This window comes from Pseudomonas citri, from assembly GCF_025336485.1.
Taxonomy (GTDB): domain Bacteria; phylum Pseudomonadota; class Gammaproteobacteria; order Pseudomonadales; family Pseudomonadaceae; genus Aquipseudomonas; species Aquipseudomonas citri.
Genome location: NZ_JAODAB010000003.1, coordinates 107,118 through 122,045, shown reverse-complemented (window position 1 = coordinate 122,045; position 14,928 = coordinate 107,118). Strand labels below are relative to the sequence as shown.

The 14,928-nt window shown below is 62.8% G+C and carries 11 protein-coding genes and 1 pseudogene; 8 read left to right on the top strand and 4 right to left on the bottom strand.

Annotated features, from left to right (window positions below; translation table 11 throughout):
• Positions 1–16 precede the first annotated feature (16 nt).
• Positions 17–295 (bottom strand): DUF1652 domain-containing protein, encoded by a 279-nt coding sequence (locus tag N4Q37_RS04645; RefSeq protein ID WP_047226440.1) that lies wholly within the window; start codon positions 293–295, stop codon positions 17–19.
• A gap of 191 nt (positions 296–486) precedes the next feature.
• Positions 487–1,935, bottom strand: a complete 1,449-nt coding sequence (locus N4Q37_RS04640) for an MFS transporter (protein WP_260955726.1) — start codon at positions 1,933–1,935, stop codon at positions 487–489.
• A 129-nt stretch (positions 1,936–2,064) separates the two neighbouring features.
• On the opposite strand from N4Q37_RS04640, the gene N4Q37_RS04635 reads away from it, so the two are divergent.
• A complete protein-coding gene (locus tag N4Q37_RS04635; protein ID WP_260955725.1) occupies positions 2,065–2,967 on the top strand; it encodes a LysR family transcriptional regulator in 903 nt (300 codons plus the stop codon).
• A gap of 201 nt (positions 2,968–3,168) precedes the next feature.
• Here the strand turns inward: N4Q37_RS04635 and N4Q37_RS04630 are convergent, their stop codons facing one another.
• The gene (locus N4Q37_RS04630) at positions 3,169–3,393 is read right to left on the bottom strand and encodes a YgdI/YgdR family lipoprotein (protein ID WP_260955724.1); all 225 of its coding nucleotides are present in this window, start codon (positions 3,391–3,393) and stop codon (positions 3,169–3,171) included.
• 220 nt (positions 3,394–3,613) lie between these two features.
• On the opposite strand from N4Q37_RS04630, the gene N4Q37_RS04625 reads away from it, so the two are divergent.
• The 6 genes and pseudogenes from N4Q37_RS04625 to ligD all read left to right on the top strand — a co-directional run bounded on the left by N4Q37_RS04625 (position 3,614) and on the right by ligD (position 12,268).
• The gene (locus tag N4Q37_RS04625; RefSeq protein WP_260955723.1) at positions 3,614–5,278 is read left to right on the top strand and encodes a VRR-NUC domain-containing protein; all 1,665 of its coding nucleotides are present in this window, start codon (positions 3,614–3,616) and stop codon (positions 5,276–5,278) included.
• Positions 5,275–7,563 (top strand): ATP-dependent DNA helicase, encoded by a 2,289-nt coding sequence (locus N4Q37_RS04620; RefSeq protein WP_260955722.1) that lies wholly within the window; start codon positions 5,275–5,277, stop codon positions 7,561–7,563. Before N4Q37_RS04625 ends, N4Q37_RS04620 begins: the two co-directional genes overlap by 4 nt.
• Before the next feature lie 232 nt (positions 7,564–7,795).
• Positions 7,796–9,340 carry an ATP-binding protein gene (locus N4Q37_RS04615; protein ID WP_260955721.1) on the top strand — a complete coding sequence of 515 codons (1,545 nt, stop codon included), beginning with the start codon at positions 7,796–7,798 and terminating at the stop codon, positions 9,338–9,340.
• Positions 9,341–9,496: 156 nt separating this feature from the next.
• Positions 9,497–9,673, top strand: a pseudogene (locus tag N4Q37_RS04610) (SAM-dependent methyltransferase); the annotation flags it as partial.
• A complete protein-coding gene (locus tag N4Q37_RS04605) occupies positions 9,645–10,802 on the top strand; it encodes a carboxylate-amine ligase (protein ID WP_260955720.1) in 1,158 nt (385 codons plus the stop codon). The pseudogene N4Q37_RS04610 and the gene N4Q37_RS04605, both read left to right, overlap by 29 nt.
• The gene (gene ligD / locus N4Q37_RS04600; protein WP_260955719.1) at positions 10,802–12,268 is read left to right on the top strand and encodes a non-homologous end-joining DNA ligase; all 1,467 of its coding nucleotides are present in this window, start codon (positions 10,802–10,804) and stop codon (positions 12,266–12,268) included. The genes N4Q37_RS04605 and ligD overlap by 1 nt, the downstream gene beginning before the upstream one ends.
• 106 nt (positions 12,269–12,374) lie before the next feature.
• On the opposite strand, the gene N4Q37_RS04595 is transcribed toward ligD, so the two are convergent.
• Positions 12,375–13,523, bottom strand: a complete 1,149-nt coding sequence (locus tag N4Q37_RS04595) for a MalY/PatB family protein (RefSeq protein ID WP_260955718.1) — start codon at positions 13,521–13,523, stop codon at positions 12,375–12,377.
• A 318-nt stretch (positions 13,524–13,841) separates the two neighbouring features.
• Here N4Q37_RS04595 and N4Q37_RS04590 point away from each other — a divergent pair, with 318 nt between their 5' ends.
• Complete coding sequence (locus tag N4Q37_RS04590; protein ID WP_390897890.1) at positions 13,842–14,915, top strand: alpha/beta fold hydrolase; 1,074 nt, start codon at positions 13,842–13,844, stop codon at positions 14,913–14,915.
• Positions 14,916–14,928: the final 13 nt, after the last annotated feature.

Genomic DNA, 14,928 nt, shown 5'->3' with positions numbered 1-14,928 from the left:
GATGTGGGCTTTTTCATCAGGAAGCAAATCGTCGCAAACCCACCGGCGGTACAAAAGCTTCCAGCTCGGCTTCCACTGCTTCGATGATTCGCTCAACGTCAGGGGCGTTCATCACGGTCGCGCAGGGGATGCCGGCGATCGCGATCATGGTTTCACCGCTGGCACGGTCGAACAGTCGGGCGACCATGCTGCCCGGCGCGTCCATGCTCGCCTCAAACCCCATGGGATGAAAATGCCAGCGCATCAACTGGCAGGCGTTGGGAAACGTAACCTTGCTGAAAGATCCTCTATTCATCTGTTGCCCGCCTTCATCATCAAGCGCTTCCATTTGCTCATATCAGGAAGGAAGAGCCTTCATGGCTCTACCAGTGAGAACTAAAAATAGCACCTGAAAATGAAAGTCATATGGCTTTTTTCAGGCCGTTTGGCGATTGGTTCACTTTTTTTGATCTGCATCACGACTTAGGCACTGCTGGTTAAGGGCCATCATCTTTCGAGGGCAGTGTCCTGCGGGTCGACCCGTGACGCCGGTTCACGGCATGTGAAGGCCACCAACAGGGCGAGAAACAGCAGCGCCAGGGCCACGATGAAGGTCACTTGCAGGCCATTGGCAACGGCCTCGGGCGTGGCACGGGAGATGTCTTTCGTCGCCACGGCGGCAGCGAACACCGCACCCAGCAGGGCGGCGCCGGTAAAGAGGCCAAGATTGCGCGACAGATTGAGCAGCCCGGCAATGACGCCTCGCTGATGGGGCACGACGTTGATCATGACCGCGGTGTTATTGGCCGTCTGGAAGAGCACGTAGCCCAGAGTGGTGGTCACGATCGCCGTGATGTAACCGCCCAAGCCCAGTGCCGGCGACAGCAGCGACAGCATCAGGCTGCCAGCAACCATGATCGCCAGCCCGACGACGCGCATCCGCTCCTGGCCGAACCGATCCGCCAGGCGTCCGGCGGGCATTGCGGCCAGCGCCGCGACGCCTGGGCCCGTCGCCAGCGTCAGGCCGACGAGTGCTGCGGGCAGTCCGAGGGTAATGGACAAATAGAATGGACCGACCAGTAACGTCGCCATCATCACTGTTGCCACCATCGCGCTGGTGATCAGGCCCGACACCAGCGACCGATTATTGAACACCGCCAGCGCAATCAACGGCGACGCCACCCGACCCTGAGCGAGGACGAACAACCCGGCTCCCAGGATCGCGCCCAGCAGCAAGGCGATTTGCGGCCAGCCGAATGCTCCGTGTCCCAGGGTCATGGCCAGGGCATAAGCGGCCAGCGTGCCGGCCAGCAGCAACGTGCCGGTGATGTCGAAGCGCGAGCCTTGGACCACCGTCGGCGCGGGGCCCTTGGGCAGCGCGCGCCAGGCCAGCAGTAAAGTCAGCAGCCCGAGCGGAATGTTGATCAAGAACAACGCAGGCCAACCGAACCCGGTGACCAACGCGCCCCCCAGGGACGGGCCCAAGGCAGTGCCGACCGCCGATAATGTGCCCAGCAGGCCCATGGCGTTACCGGTTTTTTCTTTCGCGACCGTCTCGCCCACCAGCGCCAGGGTCAGCGTCATCATCACGGCCGCCCCGACGCCTTGCACGGCGCGGCCCGCCGCCAGCCATCCCAGCGTGGGTGCCCCTGCGCATAAGGCCGAGGCGAGCGTGAATAGGGCGATGCCGGCCAGCAACAGCTTGCGACGTCCCCACAGGTCGCCCAGCCGACCGACACTGACGATCAGTGTGGTGATGGCCAGCAGATAAGCGAGCACCACCCATTGCACCTGCTGGAACGAAGCATCGAACGCCTGGGCCAGCGCGGGCAGGCCCACCGAGGTGATGCTGGCGCCCAGCGAAGCCAGCAGGGTCGAGAGTGCCAGGCTGGCCAATGCCCCGCAGGGGGCGTTCAGGGTTGTCGGTGCGTTTTGTGGTGTAGGAGTGGGTTTCATGGCGTCCTCGCGCTCTGGCAGCGCTGAAAAATGCAACTGTCAGAACGTTACGCCTGGGGCTAACATGGCGGAAGACGCAGCATTTGCAGGTTATAGCTGCACGTAACGCCATCTATAAGGCCCATGCTCATGTCCTCACCCGATCTCAACCTACTCATCACCCTTGATGTACTGCTGGCTGAAGGCAGCGTGGCCGGTGCCGCGCGACGGCTGCGACTCAGCCCCTCGGCCATGAGCCGTGCCTTGGCGCGCTTACGCGAAACCACCGGCGATCCGCTGCTGGTGCGGGCAGGGCGTGGATTGGTACCGACGCCGCGGGCGATGGCGTTGCGCGAGCAGGTCAGCCAACTGGTGCAGGATGTCCAGGCCGTGCTGCGCCCTGTGCAGGCGCCGGACCTGGGGCGACTGAAGCGAACCTTCACCTTGCGCACCCGCGAGGGGTTCGTGGAAAACTTCGCCATTGATCTGATTGCCCGGATCAACGAGCAGGCGCCCGGCGTGCGGCTGCGTTTCGTGGAGAAAACCAACAAGGACAGCACGGCACTGCGGGAGGGCACCGTGGATCTGGAAACAGCCGTAGTGGACCAGGACACCAGCCCCGAGCTGCGGACCCAGGCGTTGTTCGTCGACCGCTTCGTCGGCGTGGTGCGCGCAGGGCACTTGCTGTGCGAGGGCGAGATGAGCGCGGTCCGGTACGCGGCGGGCCGGCATATCGGCATTTCCATGCGCGGTCTCGATCAGGGGCCGTTTGACTTGGCCATGGAGTCGATGAACCTGTCCCGGGAGGTCATCACCACCGTGCCGGGCTTTTCCTCCGCACTCGGGCTTGCCCGGTCCAGCGACCTGATCGCCACCGTTCCCGCACGCTACACCGCCAGCTTGCGAGCGGGCATGTACAGCTTCGCACTGCCGTTTCCGGTGCCTGAATTCACGATCGCCATGCTGTGGCACCCACGGATGGACGCCGACCCGGCGCATCGCTGGTTTCGCGGTTGCCTGAGGGAAGTGTGTGGGCGTAAGGAGCTACCTTAGCTCAGAGTGTCTGGGCCGACGCAATCGCGAGCAAGCTTTGCTCCCACAGGATCCAAGGTGAATACCAGATCTGTGAGCTCCCAAACCGCTGTGGGAGCAAAGCTTGCTCGCGATGAATCTTGCCGCCACCCCACATCCAAGCCTTGAACAGACCCCTGGGGTGAGGGAACTTGGCTCCCAGAGCGGCTTACGTTGCTTGCTTCAGTCTTCCTTGCGAATGGTCGCCACATCGTCGGCACGAACGCGGACTTTCTTGCCGGAAATGTCTTCGAATTCGTAGAAGCCATCGGAGGTGCGGGTGTTGGGGATGTCCTTGGTCAAATACTGGGTGCCGTTCTGCAAGGTCACTACGGTCGGCGAGGCGCACCCGGCCAGGGCCAGGAATGTCGCAGCGACCAGGGGCAGGCTGAGAAACCTGATGTTCATAACCATAACCTCTCAATCAAAAGGGCACCGGCCAACTGATTCGACCGCGCCATCACTTAGTTAATCGCCATTGGTCTCGCTTGCCGTAGGAAAGTTCAGCGCCGCCCGCAGGATTTCACTTTAAATATAGGGGACCGTTCATCTTTTGCTGTTGCCTGACCCCGTCCTAGCTGTTATCTGTACGCATAACCAGTATTTCGACATCCTTGGCGCTTCTTCTGTGACAGCCAATCCTCTCGACGATCCTCTCTACTATCTCAACAATTTCCAGCAGGTGCTCGCCTGGTTGACCCAGCGTTATGCCGACGTGCTGAGCGTCGAAGAGCAGCGCTTCGTCGAGCATTTCGCCGCGCTGCCTCTGCCATCCCAGGGCTTGCTGGTGCGGATGGTCATGCGCAAGGGCTTGCGGTTTCGCCATAGCAAGCTGCGCTATGGCGAAATCGGCGAGATTGCCCGTGCCGTCGAACCGTTGCTGGCCCTGGGGTGGGTCGAAGAGCACGCGCCTTTGGGGGTGGAGGAACTGTTCCAGGTCCTGCTCAAGGAGGAAATCCTCCTGTGCCTGGGCCACTTGATCGAACAGCCTCGGGCGAAGAAGAGCCAATGGCTCGAGGCCCTGGCGAAAAGCTTCAGCCAACCACAGCCGTTCAAGGTGTGGTGCCCGCAGCTAGAGGATCGCCTGTACAGCCTGACGATCATGGATTTGTGCGACCGCTTGCGGTTGATGTTTTTCGGCAACCTCTACCAGGACTGGTCTGAGTTCGTCCTCGCAGACCTGGGCATCTTTACCTATGAATCCGTTGAGTTCAGCGACCAGTCCCGCGGCCTGCGCAGCCGCGAGGACGTCGATGCCTACCTGTTCCTGCATGCCTGCCAGCAGCGTTTCGAAGCCGGGGAACCGGCGGCGCAGGTCGTGGCCGACGTCAACGGGCAGGTCCTGGACAACCCCTGGCTGGAGCGGCGCCGGGGCAAACTGCTGTTCCAGATCGGCCAGCACGGCGAGCGCATCGGTGATTTCGCCCTGGCGCTGGGTATCTATCGCGATTGCACGTACCCGGGGGCACGGCTGCGGATGATTCGTGTGCTGGAGCGCATGGGTGAGTACGCCTTGGCCCTCGAATTGGGTGAAATGGCGGCACAATCGCCACAAAGTGCCGCCGAGACCCAGGCGTTGCTCCGGATCGTGCCCCGGCTGCGGCGCAAGCTGGGTGGACCAGCCGTGCGGCGCGCCATGGCCCGGGACGTGGAACGGTTGGACCTGCACTTGCGCCGCGTCGATCCGAGCCTGTCGGTTGAGTACCACGTCCAGGCTCATCTGCACGACGAACGGGCGCCCGTGCATTACGTCGAGAACAGCCTGGTCAATTCACTGTTCGGCCTGTTGTGCTGGCCGGCGATTTTCGCGCCCTTGCCCGGGGCGTTTTTCCACCCGTTCCAGCGCGGGCCGGTGGACCTGCTCCATGAGGACTTCCATGCCCGGCGCGCTGACCTGTTCGCGGCATGCCTGGCGGAACTGGAAGATGGCGGCTATCGGGCCACCATCACCCGCCGCTACGGGGAAAAGTGGGGCGTGCAGTCGCCGTTCGTGTTTTGGGGCGCGTTGTCCGAGGAACTGCTGGAGCAAGCCCTCGAATGCCTGCCAGCCCGGCACCTGCGGCACTGGTTCGAGCGCCTGCTGCTGGATATCAAGGCCAATCGCGCCGGGATGCCGGACCTGATCCAGTTCTGGCCGCAAGACAAGACCTACCGCATGATCGAGGTGAAGGGGCCAGGTGATCGCCTGCAAGACAATCAACTGCGCTGGCTGGAGTTCTGCCAGGAACACCAGATGCCGGTTGCCGTCTGCTACGTGCAGTGGGCCGAGACGAGCGCGGAGCAGGGCGCATGACCGAGGCTGCCGGCTACAGCATTGCGGTGCGGGCGCTGTGTGAGTTCACCGCCAAGACGGGCGATCTCGACCTGCGCTTCACGCCGTCTCCCTCGGCCCTGGAAGGCATCGTCGGCCATCGCACCGTGGCGTCGAGGCGCAGTGAGGGGTATCAGGCCGAAGTGAGCCTGGAGGGCCGCTACCAGCAGTTGAAGGTCAAAGGCCGGGCCGATGGCTACGATCCGGTCCGCAACTGCCTGGAAGAGGTGAAGACCTACCGGGGCGACCTTTCCAAGCAACCGGCCAACCACCGCCAGTTGCATTGGGCCCAGGCAAAAATCTACGGCTGGCTGATGTGCCAGCAGTTGCAGTTGCCCCGCATCGACGTGACGCTGGTGTATTTCGACATTGTCAGCGAAAAGGAAACCTGCCTGACGCAAGGCTTCGAAGCGGCGCAATTGCGGCTGTTCTTCGAAGAACAGTGTGCGTTGTTCCTGGCCTGGGCCGAACAGGAAATGTCCCACCGCCAGGCGCGTAACCTCGGCGCCCGGGCGCTGGCATTTCCCCATGCCGGATTCCGCCCGGGACAGCGGCACCTGGCCGAGTCAGTGTTCAAGGCCATCAGCACCGGACGCTGCCTGATGGCCCAGGCGCCGACGGGCATCGGCAAGACCGTCGGTACGCTGTTTCCGATGCTCAAGGCCCTGGCACCCCAACAGTTGGACAAGGTGTTCTTCCTCACGGCGAAAACCCCGGGGCGCCAGTTGGCGCTGGATGCCGCCCGGGTGATCAGCGACAGCGCGCCGACGATGCCGTTGCGGGTGCTGGAGATGGTGGCCCGGGACAAGGCCTGTGAGCATCCGGACAAAGCCTGCCATGGCGACGCCTGTCCGTTGGCCCGTGGTTTCTATGATCGTCTGCCCCAGGCCCGCGCGGCGGCGAGCCAAGTGACGCTGCTCGATCAAGCGGCGTTGCGCGCCATTGCCCTGGCCCATGGGGTCTGCTCGTATTACCTCAGCCAGGAAATGGCCCGGTGGGCCGATGTGGTCGTGGCGGACTACAACTATTACTTTGATTTCAGTGCCTTGCTCTTTGGCCTGGCCCAGTTCAACGGTTGGCGGGTCGCGACCCTGGTGGACGAAGCCCACAATCTGGTGGAGCGCGGCCGGCAGATGTACAGCGCGACGCTCGATCAGGCGTCCCTGGCGATGCTGCAAAAAAGCGCTCCCGAGCCGCTGAAGAAGTCTTTGCGGCGGGTCAATCGTCAATGGAAGGCCCTGCATGAATCCCAGGTCGCGGCCTATCAGGCCTATGAAAAACCGCCGGAAAAACTGCTTCAGGCATTGGCCCTGTGCACCACGGCCATCGGCGATTACCTCAACGATCATCCCCAAGGCCTGGATGGCGAGTTGCAGGCGTTCTACTTCGACGCCTTGCAGTTTGGCCGGGTGGCGGAGTCGTTCGATGAGCACTACCTGTTCGACATCCACAAACGTGAATACGGTCGCCAGCGCCGCGCGTCCACGTTGTGCCTGCGCAACGTGGTACCGGCCGCTTTCCTGCGACCCAGGTTCACCGCTTCCCGCGCCAGCGTGCTGTTTTCCGCCACGTTGAGTCCACGGCATTACTACGCCGACCTGTTGGGCACGCCGGCGGACACTGTGTGGATCGATGTCGAGTCGCCGTTCCAGGCCGAACAGCTGGATGTGCGCATCGTCAGCCGGATCTCCACCCGGTTTGTCCATCGCCAGGCTTCCCTGGAACCCATCGTGGCGTTGATGGCCCGCCAGTTCAGCGAGTGCCCGGGCAACTACCTGGCGTTTTTCAGCAGCTTCGATTACTTGCAGCAAGTGGCCGCGCTGTTTAGCGAGCGACATCCGCAGATCGATATCTGGACGCAATCACGCGGCATGGGCGAAGCCCCTCGGCAGGCGTTTCTCGAGCGATTCACGGAACACAGCCAGGGCATTGGTTTTGCGGTGCTGGGCGGTGCGTTCGGCGAAGGGATCGACTTGCCGGGCGCACGGTTGATCGGCGCGTTCATCGCCACGCTGGGGCTGGCGCAGTTCAACCCGGTCAACGAGCAGATGAAACAGCGCATGGCCGCGATTTTCGGCGATGGCTACGATTACACCTACCTGTACCCGGGGTTGCAAAAAGTCGTGCAGGCCGCAGGCAGAGTCATCCGCACCCAGCAGGATCGCGGCGTGGTGATGCTGATCGACGACCGCTTCGGCGAGACGAAAGTGCAGCGATTGCTGCCGCGGTGGTGGTCGATCCGACAGGAAACACTCGAATCAGCCTGAAAATAGGCAGGCTGCTTGGCAGCCCATCGCGAGCAAGCTTTGCTCCCACAGTGGTTTTGCGGGTGTTCAGAGAACTCGCATTCGCCTTGGATCCCTGTGGGAGCAAAGCTTGCTCGCGATGGCGGCGATACTTTCAACCTATCCGTGACAGCCTCCACTGGGCGGCCCGCGTTCTCCTGTTGGAGGACTTGTTCCATACTGCAAAAAAAATCACACGGATGCGTCGGCCACCATGCTTGAGAATCAACGCAAGACCACCCGTTTCAACGAAGAACAGCGCTTTCGCCTGCTCATCGACGCCGTGGTTGACTACGCCATCTACATGACCGACCCCTCGGGCATCATCACCAGTTGGAACTCCGGTGCACGGCGCTTGAAGGGCTATGAAGAGTCCGAGATCCTCGGTCAGCATTTTTCCCGCTTCTACACCGAACAGGACCGCGCCGCCGGCTTGCCGCAACAGGCGCTGGACACCGCCGTGCGCGAGGGCCGATTCGAAGGCGAGGGCTGGCGGGTGCGCAAGGACGGCACGCGGTTCATGGCCCATGTGGTCATCGATGCCATTCGCAGCGACACCGGCACCTTGTTGGGTTTCGCCAAGATCACCCGCGACATCACCGATGCTACCCAGGCCAAACTGGCCCTTGAACAAGCCCGCGAAGCGCTGTTCCAGTCCCAGAAGCTGCAAGCCATCGGCCAGCTCACCGGCGGCATCGCCCACGACTTCAATAACCTGCTGACGGTGATCCTCGGCAACCTGGAAATCGTGCGCAAGCGCCTGCCGGCGGACCCCAAGCTCGCCCAGTTGCTCGACAACGCGACCCAGGGTGCCCAGCGCGGCGTTTACCTGACCCAGCGGATGCTGGCCTTTGCCCGCCGGCAGAAACTGGCCGCCGAATCGGTCGAGTTGTCGAGGCTGGTCCAGGGCATCAGCGGCTTGCTGCAAAGCTCCATGGGGCCTTCGATCGATATCCAGGCGCACTTCACCGAACCGCTGTCGCCGGTACTGGCCGACGTCAATCAACTGGAACTGGCAATCCTCAACCTGGCGACCAATGCCCGCGATGCCATGCCCCAGGGTGGACGGATCGAGATCGCGGCCCGGGAGCGCCAGGGCGACGAATTGGGGCCGGACGCGTCGATGCTGCCGGGGCGCTATGTCTGCCTGTCGATCACCGACGAAGGCGAGGGCATGGATGAAGCGACGCTGGCCTCGGCCGTGGATCCGTTTTTCACCACCAAGGGCGTCGGCAAGGGCACGGGGCTGGGGCTGTCCATGGTGCATGGCCTGGCCGAGCAGTTGGGCGGGCGCCTGGTGCTCAAGAGCCGCAAAGGGGTCGGCACCCGTGCCGAGTTGTGGCTGCCGGTGGCAATGAGTTCGACGCCGGGCAAAGTGCCCTCAGCGCAAGCGACGGCACCGTCGGTCAACGAGCTGCTGGTATTGGTCGTCGATGACGACAGCCTGGTGCTGACCTCCACCCGGCTGTTGCTCGAGGATTTGGGACACCGCGTCCTGTGTGCCTCGTCAGGTGTGCAGGCCCTGGAAACCTATGAACACAACCCGGGCATTGATATGGTGATCACCGACATGGCCATGCCGCAAATGGATGGCGCGCATCTGGCAAAACTGCTGCGTGACCGCCAACCGAGCCTGCCGATCGTCCTCGCTACCGGTTACGCCGAACGCCTGGAAGGTTTCGCCACGCAATTGCCCCGGTTGACCAAACCCTTCAAGCAGATCGACCTGGTACAAATCATCGGCCAGACGATGAAGTAAACACCGGCCCTTCGGTTGCGCGCGCCCCGTTTATCCGCGCACTTTTCAATCCAAGGGAATTTTTCGCCGCTGCAAGCGCTCTGCAAAAGGAGAGACGTACTGACTCAGCGCCCGCTGCCACAGCCATACGGTCGGGTTGCGGGATCCCGGGCGCACTCGTCGGAGTTTGGCTGGACCTACAAGGAATTGGCCCCCGATGTGTTTGGCGAAGAGCTGCTCACCCCGGGCTACCAGGACGTGGAAAGGATCGCCGTTGTCGCGTTGGTCGTGACGCGTATCGGCGCGGGTATCGGAGGGAACATCGATGAACAGGCGTCTGAAATTCGGTATTGAAGAGGAATATTTCATCACCGACCTGCAAACCCGCTGCATGCCCGCGCACCCGTCCGAGGCGGTGGTGGCGGCCTGCCGGGCCGAGTTGGGCAAGCACTATGCCCATGAAATGTTCCAATGCCAGGTCGAGATGGCGTCGCCCATCTTCAGCAACATGGCTGAGGCCACCGATTACTTGGCCCAGGTACGAAGTGGCCTGGTACGACGCCTGGCGCCCCATGGACTGGGCCTGTTGAGCGCCGGCTCGCACCCGATGGCCACCCCGGACCTGCAACCCACGGACGAACTGCATTTCCAGCAGTTGTTCGATGATTACCAACGGGTGGCGCGGCGTAGCGTCCTGTCGGGCCTACACGTGCACGTGGAGGTGCCAGTGGACCGCGATCGGGTGCGGGTCATGAATGAACTCCTGCCCTGGTTGCCGATGTTGTTGGCGCTCAGTACCTCATCGCCGTTCTGGAACGGCGCCTACAGTGGGTTCAGCAGCTACCGCCAGACGGCCTGCGATGAGTGGCCACGCATGGGCGTGCCCGAGTACTTCCCGGACGAAGCGGCATTTTCCAGTTACGTCGACCTGCTCATGCGCACCGGCTCCATTCGCCAGGCCAGCGATTGCTGGTGGATCCTGCGGCCTTCGTCGCACTATCCTACGTTGGAGCTGCGGATCTGCGACGCCTGCCCGCGGGTGGAAGACGCTTTGTGCCTGGTCTCGCTGTTTCGCGTAATGGTGGCCTACGCCATTGCCCACCCCCAGCCCGGTGCCCACTACAGTCCGATGTCCTACTGGATCCTCAAGGAAAACCGCTGGCGGGCCAAGCGCCACGGGATCCTGGCCGAGTTTATCGCCGAGGGGCAGGTACAGCCGATGTTGATCGGCGAATGGCTCACCCTGGCGGAACAGACGTTCGGCGAAACCGCCGCCGAGCTGGGCGCCCAGGACGTGTTCAAGCAGGCCCGACGGATTGTGCAGGAGGGCACCAGCGCCGATCGGCAAATCGTCCTCTACGAGCAAGGCCTGTTGGGTGATTCAACCCAACAGGCCTTGAGCCGTGTGGTGGATCAATTGCTGTCGGAAACCGCCGGCATGCCGGTGGCTGATCCGACGCTGCAACAAGCCGCAGGTGTCTGATGGTTAGCAAGACCCTCGATGATTACAACCGCATGCGGGATTTTTCCGCCACCGCGGAGCCGCCGGCAAAGCGCCGGGGCCGCTCGACGAAGACGGCCCACGCCTTGCAGTTCTGCATCCAGAAGCACGACGCCTCGCGGCTGCATTACGACTTTCGCCTGGAACTCGATGGCGCGCTCAAGAGTTGGGCGGTGCCCAAGGGACCGTGCCTGGATCCCAAGGCCAAGCGCCTGGCGGTGCATGTGGAGGACCATCCGCTGGATTACGCGACGTTCGAGGGCACTATTCCCGAAGGGCATTACGGCGCCGGAGATGTGATTGTGTGGGATCGCGGTGTGTGGATTCCCCAGGGCGATCCCCACGAGGCTTATGAAAAAGGCCGGCTCAAGTTCGAGCTGCAAGGCGAGAAACTCAGTGGCCTGTGGAATCTGGTGCGCACCCACATGCCCGGCAGGCAGGAACAGTGGTTCTTGATCAAGCACCAGGACGAAGCGGCCCGCCCGGAAAGCGAATATGACGTGGTGCAGGCTGAGCCGGACAGCGTGCTCAGCGACCGCACCCTGGTGCCTAAGCGGCGCGGCAAGGTCCGCATCACCCACCCGGACCGGGTCATCGACGCCAGCAGCGGCACCACCAAGCGGCAACTGGCCGATTACTATGCCAGCGTTGCCGAATTCATCCTGCCGGAGCTGGCGGAGCGTCCGGTGGCGCTGGTGCGGGCTCCGGATGGCATCGCCGGTGAGCTGTTCTTCCAGAAAAACGCCGAGCGCCTGGCGATTCCCGGCATCACCCGCCTGGACAAGTCCGTCACCGGGCATCCGGTGATGATCATCAACAACCCCGAGGCGCTGATCGGTGCGGTGCAGATGAGCGCCGTGGAGCTGCACACTTGGAACGCCACGACGGTCGACCTGGACAAGCCTGACCGCTTCGTCCTCGACCTCGACCCGGACCCGGCATTGCCTTGGAAAAGCATGGTCGAAGCGACCCAACTCACGCTATCGGTGCTCGATGAACTGGGGCTCAAGGCCTTTCTCAAGACCAGCGGCGGCAAAGGTATCCACGTGGTGGTGCCGTTGACACGCAAATTGGGCTGGGACGAGGTCAAGGGCTTCAGCCATGCGATTGTCAGCCACATGGCCAAGCTGGTGCCGGACCGCTTCTCGGCGGTGTCCGGGCCGAAAAACCGGGTAGGGCGGATATTCATCGACTACCTGCGCAATGGCCTGGGCGCCACCACCATCTGCGCCTACGCCGCCCGCACCCGCGAAGGGTTGCCGGTGTCGGTGCCGATCTTTCGCGAAGAAGTGGCCGAGCTTAAGGGCGCGAACCTGTGGAACGTGCACAACGTCCATGAGCGCCTGGCGGAAGTTGGCCACGGGCCCTGGGCGGATTTGAAGAAAACCCGCCAGGGCATCACCGCCGAGATGCGCCGGCGTATTGGTATGAAGAAGGTGGGTAAGTAGCTTGATGCCAGTCAGTTAAGCTACAAACCTGTGGGAGCAAAGCTTGCTCGCGATGAGGCCTGCCCAGACAACGCCAAACGTGTGAAGAGGGGCCCGGTCAGATGGATCAGCCCCTGGCCTTCAGGCTGCGCTCCATGCGGGCGATACCTTCTTCCAGCAACGCCCGTGGGCAGCCGAAGTTCAGGCGCACGAACTGCCCAGCCTCATCGCCAAAATCCAGGCCGGCGCTCAGCCCGACCTTGGCGTGCTCCAGGAAGAAACCGTGGGGATCGTCCAACCCTAGGCCCGAGCAATCCAGCCAGGCCAGGTAAGTACCCTGGGGCACGGTCATGGTGATGCCCGGCAGACGAGTGTTCACCGCATCGACCAGGTAGTCGCGGTTGGCTTGCAGGTAAGCCTTTAACGCCTCCAGCCACGGGCCCGCTTCGCTGTAGGCGGCCCGGGTCGCTTCGAGGCCGAGGGCATTGACGCTATCGACCATGCCGGCCCGGGCATTGTTGACCCGCTCGCGGACCTTGGCGTTCTGGATGATGGCGAACGACGTCTTCAGCCCGGCGATGTTGTAGGCCTTGCTGGCGGACATCAGGGTGATGGTGCGTTCGGCGATCTGCGGGCTGAGGGAGGCGGTCGGGATGTGCACCCGGCCGTCGAAACACAGTTCGGCGTGGATCTCGTCGGAAATGATCCAGGCATCCTGCTCCAGGCAAATGTCCGCCACCGCCTGCAATTCTTCGCGGCCGAACACCTTGCCCAACGGGTTGTGGGGATTGCTCAACAGCAGCGCGCCGCCCCCTTGCAGCGCCTCGCGCAGGGCAGCCAGGGGTGTCTGGAATTCACCGCCGGCCGGGGTGAACGGCAGTTCGACCTTGTTCAATTGCCAGTGGCCCGGCGCATTGCGCAGCGGCGGGTAGTTGGGCACTTGAACCACGACGTTCTGCCGGGGTTCCACCAGGGCATGCAGGGCCATGTTGAATCCCGGTTCCACGCCGGGCAGGAACACGATCTGCTGCGGCTCGACGCGCCAGGCGTATTTGCTCCACAGATCGGCCACTACCGCAGCCCGCAGGTTGTCCTGGGCCACGCTGTAGCCAAGCATCGGATGTTCGAGGCGCTTGTGCAGCGCGTCGATGATCACCGGCGGTGCGGGAAAATCCATATCGGCCACCCACATCGGCAACACATCGGCCGGGTAGCGGCTCCATTTGGTGCTACCGGTACCGTGGCGCTCGAACACCGGGTCGAAATCGAAAGTCATGGGGGTTCCATCAATCAGGGAAGGGAGACGCTGGACATCATAGAGCAAAGGCCGGCCAGGAAAAAAATGATGGCCTGGTGCAATCCCTTCTGCAGCGACGAATGTCCACAAATGTATCTCCATGTATCCCGGCCGTCAGCAGATACGCGTTGTTTCGTTTACGGCCATCGCTGACACATCCGCGATACCTGGCCGGCGTCAAATGCGAACCGTCGAGACAGCAACCGCCGTCTCGCGGGCTTACCGCGTGTGCGGGCAGCGATCAGTAGCGGCAACGATCGCCAGGCCTGCCAGCCATTTGACTCAAGGAGATTCAGCATGGACATGACTTTTTCGAAACGCACCGCCACGCCACGCCCTCGGCGCCTGTTCGCACCGTCGATGCTGGTGTTCGCCATGGTGCAATTGGGGGCGCTGGGGCTCGCCTCGACGCCGGTACGCGCCGCCGAGGTGCCGGCCAGCACCGTCGGCGCCATTACGCCGGGCAGCCAGACGTCGTTCGGCCCGTTGAAGCACGTCAAGGCAGGCCTGCTGGACGTAGCCTACGCCGAGGTCGGTCCCGCCGATGGGCCGGTGGTGATTCTGCTGCACGGTTGGCCCTATGACATTCACAGTTACGCCGACGTCGCGCCGGCGCTGGCCGAGAAGGGCTATCGGGTACTGATCCCGTATGCCCGAGGTTATGGCGACACGCGTTTCCTGTCGGCCAAGACCCTGCGCAACGGCCAGCCTTCTGCGCTGGCCAGCGACCTGATCGATTTCATGGATGCGCTGAACATCAAGCAGGCCGTGCTCGGCGGTTATGACTGGGGCGCACGCACCGCCGATATCGTCGCAGCCCTCTGGCCAGAGCGGGTCAAGGCGCTGGTGGCCGTCAGTGGCTACCTGATCGGCAGCCAGGAGGCCGGCAAGACGCCATTGCCGCCAGCCGCCGAATTGCAGTGGTGGTATCAGTTCTACTTCGCCACGGAGCGCGGTCGCCTGGGCTACGAGAAAAACACCCACGACTTTGCCAAGTTGATCTGGAAACTGGCCTCGCCGAAGTGGAACTTCGACGACGCCACCTACGATCGCAGCGCCGCCGCGTTGCAGAATCCGGATCACGTCGCTGTGTCCATCTTCAACTATCGCTGGCGCCTGGGCCTGGTCAAGGGCGAAGCCAAGTACGACAAGCTGGAGAAGAAGCTGGCGACCTTTCCATCGATCCACGTGCCGACCATCACCCTGGAAGGCGATGCCAACGGCGCGCCGCATCCACCGGCCGAGGCCTATGCCAAGCGTTTCACCGGCAAGTACGAATATCGCCTGATCAGCGGTGGCATCGGCCACAACTTGCCCCAGGAGGCCCCGCAAGCCTTCGCCCAGGCTGTGATCGACGCCGATCATTTGTGAAGGGAGTGCGATG

What these genes read in the sequence shown, in the direction of transcription:
- N4Q37_RS04630 (WP_260955724.1), bottom strand. Translation starts at nt 3,393, where the DNA reads ATGAACATCAGGTTTCTCAGCCTGCCCCTGGTCGCTGCGACATTCCTG.
- N4Q37_RS04615 (WP_260955721.1), top strand. Translation starts at nt 7,796, where the DNA reads ATGCTTGAGAATCAACGCAAGACCACCCGTTTCAACGAAGAACAGCGC.
- N4Q37_RS04595 (WP_260955718.1), bottom strand. Translation starts at nt 13,523, where the DNA reads ATGACTTTCGATTTCGACCCGGTGTTCGAGCGCCACGGTACCGGTAGC.
- N4Q37_RS04645 (WP_047226440.1), bottom strand. Translation starts at nt 295, where the DNA reads ATGAATAGAGGATCTTTCAGCAAGGTTACGTTTCCCAACGCCTGCCAG.
- ligD (WP_260955719.1), top strand. Translation starts at nt 10,802, where the DNA reads ATGGTTAGCAAGACCCTCGATGATTACAACCGCATGCGGGATTTTTCC.
- N4Q37_RS04635 (WP_260955725.1), top strand. Translation starts at nt 2,065, where the DNA reads ATGTCCTCACCCGATCTCAACCTACTCATCACCCTTGATGTACTGCTG.
- N4Q37_RS04640 (WP_260955726.1), bottom strand. Translation starts at nt 1,935, where the DNA reads ATGAAACCCACTCCTACACCACAAAACGCACCGACAACCCTGAACGCC.
- N4Q37_RS04605 (WP_260955720.1), top strand. Translation starts at nt 9,645, where the DNA reads ATGAACAGGCGTCTGAAATTCGGTATTGAAGAGGAATATTTCATCACC.
- N4Q37_RS04620 (WP_260955722.1), top strand. Translation starts at nt 5,275, where the DNA reads ATGACCGAGGCTGCCGGCTACAGCATTGCGGTGCGGGCGCTGTGTGAG.
- N4Q37_RS04590 (WP_390897890.1), top strand. Translation starts at nt 13,842, where the DNA reads ATGGACATGACTTTTTCGAAACGCACCGCCACGCCACGCCCTCGGCGC.